This window comes from Rhodococcus sp. NPDC077669 (genome assembly GCF_040686915.1).
Taxonomy (GTDB): Bacteria; Actinomycetota; Actinomycetes; order Mycobacteriales; family Mycobacteriaceae; genus Rhodococcoides; species Rhodococcoides fascians.
The window spans coordinates 34503-46762 of record NZ_JBFBMD010000007.1 but is presented as its reverse complement, the minus strand read 5'-3'; the positions used below and the strand labels follow the sequence as shown (position 1 = coordinate 46762).

The 12260-nt window shown below is 63.8% G+C and carries 7 protein-coding genes; 2 read left to right on the top strand and 5 right to left on the bottom strand.

Annotation, left to right across the window (positions count from 1 at the left end; all coding sequences use genetic code 11):
• Positions 1-7: 7 nt before the first annotated feature.
• Together AB0P23_RS11045 and AB0P23_RS11040 are read right to left on the bottom strand one after the other, a co-directional pair.
• On the bottom strand, positions 8-2008 hold the full coding sequence (locus AB0P23_RS11045; protein WP_363797593.1) for an SDR family oxidoreductase: 2001 nt from the start codon (positions 2006-2008) through the stop codon (positions 8-10).
• Between the two features lie 34 nt (positions 2009-2042).
• A complete protein-coding gene (locus AB0P23_RS11040) occupies positions 2043-4172 on the bottom strand; it encodes an MMPL family transporter (RefSeq protein WP_167327208.1) in 2130 nt (709 codons plus the stop codon).
• Positions 4173-4299: 127 nt separating this feature from the next.
• Between AB0P23_RS11040 and AB0P23_RS11035 the strand changes: the two genes are divergently transcribed.
• Together AB0P23_RS11035 and AB0P23_RS11030 are read left to right on the top strand one after the other, a co-directional pair.
• Positions 4300-7575, top strand: coding sequence for an error-prone DNA polymerase (locus AB0P23_RS11035; protein WP_283542199.1), 3276 nt, complete (start codon positions 4300-4302; stop codon positions 7573-7575).
• 54 nt (positions 7576-7629) lie between these two features.
• Entirely contained in the window at positions 7630-8130 is a 501-nt protein-coding gene (locus AB0P23_RS11030) for a metallophosphoesterase (RefSeq protein ID WP_283542198.1), read from the top strand.
• Positions 8131-8149: 19 nt separating this feature from the next.
• On the opposite strand, the gene AB0P23_RS11025 is transcribed toward AB0P23_RS11030, so the two are convergent.
• The 3 genes from AB0P23_RS11025 to AB0P23_RS11015 all read right to left on the bottom strand — a co-directional run bounded on the left by AB0P23_RS11025 (position 8150) and on the right by AB0P23_RS11015 (position 12201).
• On the bottom strand, positions 8150-8875 hold the full coding sequence (locus AB0P23_RS11025; protein WP_283542197.1) for an SDR family oxidoreductase: 726 nt from the start codon (positions 8873-8875) through the stop codon (positions 8150-8152).
• Between the two features lie 55 nt (positions 8876-8930).
• Positions 8931-9884: a HAMP domain-containing protein gene (locus tag AB0P23_RS11020; protein WP_032400176.1), complete on the bottom strand. Its 954-nt coding sequence runs from the start codon at positions 9882-9884 to the stop codon at positions 8931-8933.
• A gap of 76 nt (positions 9885-9960) precedes the next feature.
• Complete coding sequence (locus AB0P23_RS11015; protein ID WP_363797590.1) at positions 9961-12201, bottom strand: DUF222 domain-containing protein; 2241 nt, start codon at positions 12199-12201, stop codon at positions 9961-9963.
• Positions 12202-12260 lie beyond the last annotated feature (59 nt).

The following is a 12260-nucleotide window of genomic DNA, read 5'->3' as shown; positions in this document are numbered from 1 at the left end:
GTGCACGTCACCAACTGGTGCCGGGTACCAACCTGCCGATGCGGCGGACGACCTTGCCGATACGCGCGCTGGGGGTCGACGGGTCGTACGGCCGAACCCGATAGGGCACTTTCCCGTCCTCGACGGGTACCGGCGTTTCGCCCTTGGCGGCGGCCGACTCGGCGAATTTTCGGTAGTGCTGATGCATCGTGCGATCTTTGCCTTTGGGGCTGAAGATGGCCCCGAACTGTCCGAGTGTTCCCAGTGGGGTGTCGATTCGCTTCGGCTTGTCGCTCAATGCGCGGATGACGATCGCGGCTGCCTTCTCCGGTGAGAAGACAGTGCCGACGTTCTTGTCGCCCGTCGGGGTGATCATCGGGGTGTCCACCAGCGGCATGTGAATGGTCGTGTAGGTGATTCCATCCGAGAGCGTCTCTGCTGCAGCAACATCGGTGAAACCGTCGAGTGCTGCCTTGCTCGCCACGTACGCCGAGAACCGAGGAGGGTGCCCCAGCACTGCAGCGCTGGAAATGTTGACCACATGCCCGAAGCTGCGTTCGCGCATGTGCGGCAGTAGCGCCAACACCACACGAATCGCTCCGAAGTAGTTGACGGCCATGGTGCGTTCGTAGTCGTGCAGTCGGTCGGTGGAACGGTAGAGCGCGCGGCGAATGGATCGGCCCGCGCTGTTGACGAGCATGTCCACGTGCCCGTGGTCGTGCAGTATCGCTTTCACTGTTCGTTCGACCGACTCGCTGTCGGTGACATCGCACGAATACCCATGAGCGACATGGCCGTCGGCGCGAATCTGCTCGACGACCTCGTCCAACTGATCTTGGCCGCGCGCGAGCACGATGACCACCGCTCCTTTTCGCGCTGCGGCCTCGGCGCTGGCCCTGCCGATACCGGAGGACCCGCCGGTGATGACGATGTGACGTCCGAACAGCGGACCGCGTGGGTCGTCTCGGCGGTTGCGCTTGGGGTCGAGATTCTCGATCCAGTATTGCCACAGGCGGTCGGCGTACGTCCGCAGCGGCGGCGGTGCGATGGAGCTGCCCTGCAATGCTTTCTGTGTCGTTGCGGACTCCAAGACGGTCGGCAGAGTCAGATGATCGAGCATCACCGGCGGCACGCCCAGATCGCGAAGCGCAGCGTTGCGTTGTTTCCGAACCGCTGCGGATGTGGGTGACACCACGGGGGCAACCAGCTTCCCTGGGATGTCGACGATTCTGGCGCGGGATCCGGCAGCCGAAGAGAATGCGGAGTACACCTCGGCCATCGACTGAGGCTCCGGATTCACCAGGTGAAAAACGCTGCCGGACGGGGTGTCTCGGTGAACCAGTTCCACAATGGCGTCCGCGACGTAGTCGACCGGAACCAGGTTGGTGTGTCCGATCTTGGGTACCGTGATCGGCAGGACCGCAGGCAGTTTCGCCAGCTCGGCGAACAGTGGAAAAAAGTAGTACGGGCCATCGATCTTGTCTGTCGCGCCGGTCTCGGAGTGCCCGACCACGGCAGCAGGGCGGTACACCCGCCAGTCGGCGGAGCTGCCGCGAACCAGTTTCTCGGACTCGAACTTGGTGCGGTGATACGCCGTCGGAAAGTTCTGCCCCTTGTCGAAATCGTTCTCGGAGAACGTCCCTCGGTAGTCACCTGCCACTGCGATCGACGAGATGTGGTGCAGACGAGCGCCGGTCCTTTTCGCCAGTTCGATCACCGACGCCGTTCCGGCGACATTGGTCGGGGTTTGCTCGTCTCCCGCCGTGAGGTCGTAGACGGCACCGAGATGCAGAATGTGATCGACGTCGGCCGGAACGTCTTTCAGACCGAGCCCGGGTTCGACGAGATCGCCGATCAGTGGGCGGATTCTGTCGCCGCCGTCCAGAGCGTCGGCCAGCTTCTCGAGTCGAGCGACCGATTGCGGTCGAACGAGTACATGGACGAGGGCGTCCGCATCACGTCCGAGAAGTCGGGGCAGCACGTTCTTACCCAGAAACCCGGTACCGCCGGTCACGATGTAGCTCGCCATGCGAGGCGACCTTACTCCTCGGTAAGTTTGACGGCTAGTGCCCCATACCGGCCTTTTCGTGCACCTTCTTCATCCACGCCGGGGCCCACCAGTTGGCTTCGCCCATGAGCTTGACCAAGGAGGGCACCAGCAGCATGCGGATGATGGTGGCGTCGATGATCAGCGCCAGAATCACGCCGAAGCCGAGGAACTTCATGATCGACAGGCCCGAGATCGTGAACGCACCGGTGACGACGATCAGAATCAGGGCCGCGGCAGTGACGATGCGCCCGGTGCGTTGAGCTCCGAAAACAACGGCCTCCTCGGTGGAAGCACCTGCCGAGCGAGCTTCGACCATCCGAGACATCAAGAACACTTCGTAGTCGGTCGACAGGCCGAAGATGACTGCGAGGATGAGTACGACGAAGGTCGACTCGAGCGGACCGGGCGTCACTCCCAGCAGGCTTGCACCGTGACCTTCCTGGAACACCCAGGTCAGTGCTCCGAAGGTCGCTGCCAGGCTCAGCCCGGCCATGAGAACTGCTTTGATCGGCAGCACTATCGAGCCGAAGGCCAGGAACAGCAGGACCAACGTCGAGATCACCATGATCGCGATCATCACCGGCAGCCATTTCGCTATCGCGGCATTACCGTCGTCGACGTTCGCGCGTCCGCCGCCGACGAGGATTTCGGTGCCGTCCGGTGGAGTGATCGCTCGGAGGGCAGTCACCGCATTCGATTGGGACCGAGCCTCGGTCGTTCCGTCGCTGGGTTCGCTGTAGGACGCCTGGAATGCCACCAAATCGTCCTTGGATCCGAGGAATTCGGCTCGGGCCACGCCGGGGGTGGTGTTCATCGCTGCGGTCAGTTCCGCAACGGGCGGGCCCTGAGGCTTGACGCCGTCGAGACCCCGCAGCACCACGGTGGCACCGTCGCCGGTGGACTCGAAGTCGGTGGCGAGGGTTTCGAAGGCTGCCCGTGCCGGGTCGTTCTTCGGTAGTGCGGTGTAGTCGACCTCCCCCAGGGAGACCTTCAGAATCGGGGTGGCGACAATCAACAAGCCGGCGACGATGACGGCGGCGACGATTCCTGGATTCTTCATCACTCGGGTGACGACACCACCCCAGAACTTGTGTGCGCGTGCGTCGCTGCGGTCCGAGGCGGTACGCGACCAGGTCCAGGAGTTGATGCGAGTGCCGAGAAGGGCGAGCAGGGCGGGCACCGCGGTCAGGGACAGCAGGGCGGCGCTGGCCACCGCGGCCATGGCACCGAAACCGAGGGATCGGATCACCGCCTGCGGGAAGACCAGCATGCCCGCGAACGCGCAGATCAGGAGCAGTCCGGAGAAGACGACGGTGCGCCCTGCAGTGGACACGGTACGTACGGTCGCCTCCATCGACGACGACCCAGTGCGGAGTTCCTCGCGGAATCGACTGACGATGAACAGTCCGTAATCAATGGCCAAGCCGAGGCCGAGCAGCGACGCGACGTTGATCGAGAACGAGCTCACCTCGGTGAATTCGGTGAGCACCCGCAGGATTGCCAGCGAGCTGAGCACACTGAGAATCCCGACGAATACCGGTACCGCTGCGGCGATCACGCCACCGAAGATGAAGACGAGAAGCAGAAGTGTGATGGGGACGGCGATGATCTCCGAGCGCACGAGGTCTCGCTCGAGGGTTTGGCTGAGCGAGACTCCCACGACCGATGCGCCGGCGAATTGCGACTCGATGCCGGGGACGACGAGTTGTGGAGGTAGCTCACCGAACGTGTTGAACGTAACTCCCGATTTCGCACCGAGGGAGATGGTCACCAGCGCCTTGGTTCGGTCTTTCGAGACCAGGAATTCCTTGGTCACTGGATCCGCGGTCCAGTAGGAGTTCACGTTTCCGAGGGTGTAGCGGCTGCGGAATTCGTCGAGTGTCGACTGCACCTGTGGTCCGATGTCGTCGATCGTGCGTCCATCGGGTGCGGTGTAGATCGCGACGATGTCGGGGGTCGGTTGGCCGATGCCCTGGACCAGCCGCGCGACCTGTGACGATTCGCTGCCTGCGTCAGCGTATCCGCCCTCACTCAGTTTCGAGAAGACGCCCAGTCCCAGCACGCCGCCGACGGCTACGACCGCGACGACGACGGCGAGCACCCATCGCTTGTGCGATACGACGAACGATGCCCAACGCGTCACAACTGTGCTCCGGCTCTGTGGAAGGGGTGAGTAGCGATTCGACTGTAGTTGATCGTGTCGGACCCTCGTGTTCTCATTAGAACAAGTGTTCGACGATGTGTGTGACGGTGTGAAGGAGGTGGTCTCGATGGGATGGAACGACGGGCCGCCCACCTGGTCGGAAATGGAGCGAGTCCTCTCCGGGCGCCCCAAGCCGGTCGTCGAAGGCGATGGGGGCGACAGCCCGGCGTGGTCGCGCAAACGCGACGCCTACCAGGGTCGCCGGCCCGATTCGGTGGGGCCGTCCACACCGTACGCAGAACTGCATGCGCATTCTGCGTTCAGCTTTCTCGACGGAGCATCGCAGCCGGAGGAAATGGTCGAGGAAGCGGTGCGTCTGGGACTCGAATCCATTGCGATCACCGACCACGACGGCTTCTACGGCGTCGTACGTTTCGCCGAGGCAGCACGAGCCCTCGGCATCGGAACAGTGTTCGGTGCGGAGCTGTCGCTCGACACCCACCGGTCCAGGGCCGGAGCGACCGATCCCGACGGTACGCATCTTCTGGTGCTCGCTCGTGGACAGGAAGGGTATCGGCGGCTGTCGCGTCGGATCGCGGCCGCGCATCTAGCCGGCGGAGTCAAGGGTGAGCCGCGGTACGACGTGGACGAACTCACCGAATCGGCGGGAGGGCACTGGCAGATCCTGACCGGTTGTCGCAAAGGGCATGTCCGCCAAGCGCTCTCGCGGGGTGGGCCGGAGGCGGCCGATCTCGCGCTGCGTGATCTGGTCGATCGGTTCGGGGCCGAGCGCGTCACCGTCGAGCTCACCAGGCACGGCACTGCCGACGACGACGAGCGCAACGACGCTCTCGCGGCCCTGGCTCGCCGGTACGGTCTGCCGATGATCGCCACCACGGCGGCGCACTACGCCAGTCCACGTAGCCGCAGATTGGCCATGGCGATGGCTGCGGTACGTGCCCGGAGCAGTCTGGACGAGGCGGCAGGGTGGCTGGCACCGACGGGCGGTGCACATCTGCGGTCGGGGGCGGAGATGGCGGAGCTGTTCGAGCACTATCCCGGTGCAGTGCGCGGTGCCGTCGAACTGGGTCGAGAATGCACGTTCGATCTGAAACTGATTGCGCCTCGTCTCCCACCCTTCGAGGTGCCCGACGGTTACACCGAGATCAATTACCTGCGGCGGCTCACGTTCGAGGGTGCTGCCCGGCGGTACGGCCCGCAGTCGGCGAACCCGGCTGCATATTCGCAGTTGGAGTACGAGCTCGACATCATCGAGCGGCTCGAATTTCCGGGTTACTTCCTGGTGGTGCACGACATCGTTCATTTCTGCAAGACCCACGACATCCTGTGCCAGGGGCGAGGTTCGGCGGCGAACTCGGCCGTCTGCTACGCCATCGGAATCACGAACGTCGATCCGGTTGCCAACAAGTTGCTGTTCGAGCGGTTTCTCGCACCCGAACGCGACGGACCACCCGACATCGACATCGACATCGAGTCGGATCGGCGGGAAGAGGCCATTCAGCATGTGTACGCCAAGTACGGCCGAACCCATGCCGCTCAGGTCGCCAACGTCATCACCTATCGCGGGAAGTCCTCGGTACGAGACATGGCCCGCGCTCTCGGGTTCTCCCAGGGACAACAGGACGCGTGGAGCAAGCAGATCACCCGGTGGTCCGGAATCGGCGATCAGGACGGCGACGGGATCCCCGATTCCGTTCTCGACCTCGCCCGTCAGATCGAGGGCTTTCCGCGTCACCTCGGCATCCATTCGGGAGGAATGGTGATCTGCGACCGACCGATCGCCGACGTGTGCCCGGTGGAATGGGCGACGATGGAGAATCGCAGTGTGCTGCAATGGGACAAAGACGATTGTGCCGCAGTGGGTTTGGTCAAGTTCGACATGCTCGGGCTCGGGATGCTCTCGGCTCTGCATTACATGATCGACCTGGTCGCCGAACACAAGGGCATCGAGATCGACCTCGCCTCGATCGACCTGTCCGAACATGCGGTGTACGAGATGCTGCAACGGGCCGATTCGGTCGGTGTGTTCCAGGTCGAGTCGCGGGCCCAGATGGCCACTCTTCCGCGGCTCAAGCCGCGTAATTTCTACGATCTCGTCGTCGAGGTCGCCTTGATTCGTCCCGGTCCCATCCAAGGTGGCTCGGTGCACCCGTACGTCAAGCGGCGCAACGGACTCGAACCGGTCACCTTCGATCATCCGTCGCTGAAGAAAGCTCTCGATCGAACTCTCGGCGTGCCGCTGTTCCAGGAACAGCTGATGCAGATGGCCATCGACGTCGCGGGCTTCAGCGCCGCCGATGCCGATCAGCTGCGTCGAGCCATGGGATCGAAACGGTCTCCGGAGAAGATGGAATTGCTTCGTGGACGGTTCTACGACGGAATGCGTGATCTGCACGGCATCACCGGTGCAGCCGCGGATCGAATCTACGAAAAGCTCTCGGCATTCGCCAACTTCGGCTTTCCCGAAAGCCATTCGCAGAGCTTCGCCTCGTTGGTTTTCTACTCGTCGTGGTTCAAGCTGCACCATCCGGCGGCATTCTGTGCCGGTTTGCTACGCGCTCAGCCGATGGGCTTCTACTCACCTCAGTCTCTGGTGGCCGATGCCAGACGGCACGGCGTGGTCGTGCACGGTGCCGACGTCAACGCCAGCCTCGGCCATGCAAATCTCGAGGCAGACGGTCTCGAGATCCGCATGGGTTTGGCGGACGTGAAGTTCATCGGGACGACACTTGCCCAGAAGATCGTCGATGCGCGAGACGCACACGGGCCGTACACCTCGTTTCTGGATCTGACGGGACGCGTCGAACTGTCGGTGGCGCAAGCGGAAGCACTGGCCACGGCCGGCGCGCTGGGGTGTTTCGGCATCACTCGTCGAGAGGCGTTGTGGGCTGCCGGAGCGGCCGCGGGGGAGCGGCCCGGTCTGCTCCCCGGCGTCGGCGCATCGACGAAAGCGCCTGCGCTGCCGGGTATGACGGACCTCGATCTGGCGTCGGCCGATGTCTGGGCAACGGGAGTGTCACCCAATTCCTACCCCACTCAGTTCTTCCGGGATCGGCTGGATTCCCTCGGCGTGGTGCCCGCGAATCGGCTGCTGAAGATCCCCGATGGCGACCGGGTCCTCGTCGGCGGTGCAGTGACGCATCGTCAACGTCCGGCGACCGCGGGAGGCGTCACGTTCATCAACCTCGAAGACGAAACCGGCATGGTCAACGTCGTGTGCTCGGTGGGGTTATGGGCGAAGTACCGCAAACTCGCAATCACCGCTCCGGCGTTGCTTATTCGAGGCAAAGTGCAGAATGCCGAGGGGGCGGTGACCGTGGTGGCAGACCATCTGCAATTGATGGATCTGCGAGTTGCGTCCCGATCCAGAGACTTTCGCTGATGAACTCGGCCTGCCCGCGCGTCATCGAGCAGGACGCCGGTGCAGAATCGAGGCGTGAAGCTACTGATCATTGCGGACACTCACTTGCCCACCCGAGCGAAAGTGCTGCCCGATCAGGTGTGGGCCGCCGTCGACGATGCCGATGTGGTGATCCATGCCGGCGATTGGGTGAATCTCGCGACGTTCGAGGCACTCTCGCAGCGATCTCGTTCGCTGGTCGCTTGCTGGGGAAACAACGACGGCGACGAGCTGCGTGCGGTCATGCCCGAACGTGCCGACGTGGTACTCGGCGGCGTGCGCTTCACCGTCGTCCACGAGACCGGAGCCGCCACAGGACGCGAGCGCCGGATGGCGGCCGAATACCCCGATACCGACGTCCTCGTGTTCGGACACAGTCACATTCCGTGGGATACGACGGCCGACAACGGTCTACGGCTGCTCAACCCTGGATCTCCGACGGACCGGCGTCGGCAGCCGTTCTGTACCTACCTCACCGCGGTTGCCGATGGCGGCGGGCTGACAGACGTCGAGCTGCATCGACTTCGGCCTCGCTGATCGGCATGCCGAGTGTCCGTCACATCCCGCCTGCGACTCGGACGACCGTTCCGGTGGCGTAGCGCGCATCCTCGGACAACAGCCACGACACCGCGCCGGCGATCTCGTCGGGTACTCCAGGGCGGCCGAGGGGGATGCTCGACGCCATCTTCCGTGGTCGCTCACGATCTTTGTGAAACTCGGTCTCGATGACTCCCGGCGCGACGGCGTTGACACGAATGTTCTGCGCGGCAAGCTCTTTGGACAGACCGACCGTCAAGGTGTCGACGGCTGCCTTGGCCGCGGCGTAGTGCACGTACATACCGGGACTTCCGATGGTGGCTGCCGCGGAGGAGATGTTGACGATGGCACCGCCGTGGTCGGCCATCGCGTGTATGGCGTACTTGCAGCAGGTCAGGACGCCGAGCAGGTTGACGTCCAAGTCTGCCCTGATCGTCTCGATGTCGTTGTTCGCCAGGGTCCCTATTGCACGCGCCGATCCGGCGTTGTTCACCAATCCGGTGGCAGTGCCGATCTCGGCAGCAGCAGCGAACAGATCGATCACCGACCGCTCGTCGGTGGTGTCGGCACGTATCGCGACGACCGTTCGGTCGGCGCTCGACAGTTCGTTCACCACTGCGTCGGCGGCCGCAGAATCGGAGCGGTAGGCGATCACGACGTCCTGCCCATCGGCCACGAGACGCCGAGATACTGCGGCTCCGATTCCGCGGCTGCCGCCGGTCACGATCGTCAAAGGGGCATTCATCGTTCGACAATAGCGAGCGGCTCGGCGGCGACAGCTAACCGTCACTGCTGGGTTCTCACTGCTGGGTAGGTGCGGGCTCTCTGGCATGGTCGACCAAGTCGTGCACCAGTCCGATGATGACGTCCATCTGTTCGATGACCTCCACGCGCAGTCGGTCCTGTTGCTCGTCGGGCATGACCGGGGCATTCGGGCCGTCGAGGGACATCAACAGATCGATGTTGGTGCGCAGCGCGGTCAACGGTTCCATCAGTTCGGCACCGGCGTCGACTATCAACTGTCCCTGTCGTGCCCGCGACCGCGAAAGCGCAGCCAGCATCTCGTTGAAACTGTTGGCGAGAGACGCCAGTTCGTCGTCTCCGTTGACGTCGATGGGCTCGAAGTCACCCGTCCTGGCCACTCGTTCCGTTCCGGCGCGCAACCGTCTGACCGGACGAAGGCCGGTGCGAGCGACGGCTGCGCCGGCCACACCAGCGAGGGCGACGAGAAATGCCCCGACGAGGATCAGGGCAAGCGTGAGTTTTCCGAGCAGTGGTGAGGTACCGCTCAGGGCTTCGGCCACCATGATCGTCTCACCGGAATCGGTGCGCTCGGCGGAGATGTAGTAGCCGCGAACCTCCCGCAGTGACCGATCGGTGCGGCCCTCGGTGACCGCCTTCTCCGGATCGTCGAGCCCACCATCGGAGTTGGTGAAGGGGTAGGTGCCGTTGGACGAGGACACCAAGGTGCCATCGGTGGTCATCAACGCAACTTTGACCGCGGTTCCTTCTGTGTCTTCGATCCCGAACCCGAACAGATCGGCCGGCACTCCCGACGCTGCGCTGGCGATCAGCGCATCGCTGTTTCGGCCGACACGGTCGATGATCTGCGAGCGAAGCGACTGCTCTGCGACGAGGTAGATCGCCAGAGCGCTGACCGCAACGGCGAGCGCGGCCAGGCTCATCGTCAACACTCGAATCCGTCCGTGCAACGACAGCGCCCTCGGGCGGGTGTGCGCACGTGAATACCTCATGGATCGAGTATGCCGGTCGGCAGCGACCAGAATTCGCGAGGCCGCCATGAGTAGGCACTGCAGAGCGCACCGATACTCAGAATGGCGGCTCCTCGTCTTCTTCGTTGGTCGATTCTGGTTCGGGGGTCGGGTTGTCGGGTGGGTCGGGGTAGGCGATGATGCCGGATCGTTTGGGTTGGGTGGGGATGTGTGGCCGGAGGTCGTTGCCGATGATGGGTACTGTGGTTCCGTTGGCTGGCAGGGTGATTCGGGTGGTCTTCGAGGTGGAGGTCCATAGGATGGCGCCGCCGGGGAGCATGGCTGCGGTCCAGTAGCCTGCGGTTTTGACGCTGTGGTGGTATTCGCAGAGGCATTGGAGGTTGTTGACGGTGGTCCAGCCGCCGCCGAGGGGGTTGGCGTGGTCGAACGGGTTGACGTGGTCGAGTTGGCAGCGTGCGGCGGGTCGGTGGCAGCCGGGGAAGCGGCAGTGGAGGTCGCGTAGTCGGACGGCGGCGGTGGTGAGGGCGTCGGGTCTGTAGATCAGGGCTCGGTCGGTGAGTGGGTCGCGCCCGAAAGATGTTCCGAGGGTGGGGTCGGCGGCGATGGCGGCTTCGAGTGCTGCGGCGAGGGATGCATTGCCGAGGTAGATGCCGGAGGGGGTGCGGTGTGCGGGTCCGTGGGCTGAGGGTGTGTGCGCTGCTGGGTAGATCGTCTGGTCTACGCGCTGGATTGCGGACGGCAGGTCGAGGGCAGAGCTGTGCCGTGAGCCCCGGCCGACGGGTGTGTGGGTACAGAACAGGGCCGCTGCGGAGGCAAGGGCATTCCGACGCCCTTGCCGGGTGTCGGGATCGGCGGACGGCTCGGGTGGGGCGTCTGTGGTGGTCGAATGAGGTTGTGGTGCAACCGAACCCGAACCTGAACGGAGCTGTGGGCTCGAACATGACCTGGGGTGCGGTTCTGGGTCCGGTGGCGACTGTGGTGGTGGTGCGGCTCGCTGCGCGCGACGTTGTGTGCCGGTGCCTGTGCCCGGAGTATTGGGTCGAGTGGCTGCGTCGATACCGGACTGCGAGCTGTCCGCGGGATCAGCGCCGGCACCGCCTGCGCGCTCGACATCGTCAGCAGCATTGGCATTTGCGTCGTCAGTAGTATTGGCACTGGATTCGTCAATCACGTTGCCCGCGTCTCTCGTTGGCCCAACCGCGCCGGTTCCCGCGGGTGTATCCGACGCTGCAGTACCTGTCGCGGGCGTTCCTGTGGTCGGACCCGTATCCGTCTGTGTTGCTGGCGCATTCGATTCCGCGGCGTTCGTTTCCACTGTATTCGATGCTGCCGAGTTCGGCTGTGCCGGCTCGGGGTCTGCCCTGTTCGGCTCGTCTGTGGTGTCTGTGGATTCAGCGGAGCGTCGTTCCCATTCCCCGGTCTCTGGGTTCTGCACCGCCAGTCCGAGTGTCTCGGCGAGGGTGACTGCTTCGGTGAGCAGGATCTGCCACTGACTGTTGCGCGCCAATTCCCGCGCGAGATCAGGATCGATGGAACCGTGCCCAGCCAGGTACGCAGGGTTCGCGAGCAGTCCGATCAGCGTCGCGATATCGACGGTGACCATCGTCAACGGCACCCGACGATCCGGCAATACGGTCTCGGTCTCGGTCTTCGGGCAGTCCGCGCGTTGGCACAGGCATGTCAGCCTGGGTTCTCCGTGCATTCGCGCCATGAACGCATCGCACAGTCGTTCCTGTTTGCCGCGGGGGTCTTTCGGGCAGAGCGTGTCGGCCATCTCCTCGAGGAGCTGCCATGCGGCTGCCGCTTCGGGGGCGGTCAATTCTGCTCGGATCCGCGCCAACTCCCCAGCCGGGGCGTAGGAAACATTGCGGAACCTCTTTGCGAATTCGCGTAGTGCTGCTGCTTCCTCGGGTGCGACGCGCAGCAGAATGTCCCAGATCTCGTTCTCCAGTGGACCCGGTGACGACCGTCGGGCTGCTTCGACGATGTCGCCCTCGACGGACTTGACGATGTCGTCGGAGAGGTTGTCGAGGATCCGGCACACCGTACGTACGCGGGGGAGGTCGATGTCACCGGCCTCGAATGCGGTTTTCACCAGAGGAAGCCGGGTGTGCAGTGCCACGCCGACGGACACGTACGCTTCGGCGACGGTGGCGGAGCAGCTCAACGCGAGTGCCATCTCGGTGCGTCCGTACCGGCTGTACTGCCGATGCTTCGCATCCTGCGCGATGCAGGTGAGGTGGAAGTCGTAGCAGGCAGCGATCTTTCGGGCCGCATGCCGATTCTCTTCCCGCGCGGCAGCGGTCAACGCATCCAACGACACCACTGGTGCAGCCATTTTTCACCCCCCGGTGACCCCCCAGTTCAGAACATGCGTTCGAACTGAAGAAAGAGTAT

Excerpts from the sequence above, each read along its gene's own strand:
- AB0P23_RS11025 (WP_283542197.1), bottom strand. The coding sequence starts at position 8,875 with ATGAATGCCCCTTTGACGATCGTGACCGGCGGCAGCCGCGGAATCGGA.
- AB0P23_RS11045 (WP_363797593.1), bottom strand. The coding sequence starts at position 2,008 with ATGGCGAGCTACATCGTGACCGGCGGTACCGGGTTTCTGGGTAAGAAC.
- AB0P23_RS11020 (WP_032400176.1), bottom strand. The coding sequence starts at position 9,884 with ATGAGGTATTCACGTGCGCACACCCGCCCGAGGGCGCTGTCGTTGCAC.
- AB0P23_RS11015 (WP_363797590.1), bottom strand. The coding sequence starts at position 12,201 with ATGGCTGCACCAGTGGTGTCGTTGGATGCGTTGACCGCTGCCGCGCGG.
- AB0P23_RS11035 (WP_283542199.1), top strand. The coding sequence starts at position 4,300 with ATGGGATGGAACGACGGGCCGCCCACCTGGTCGGAAATGGAGCGAGTC.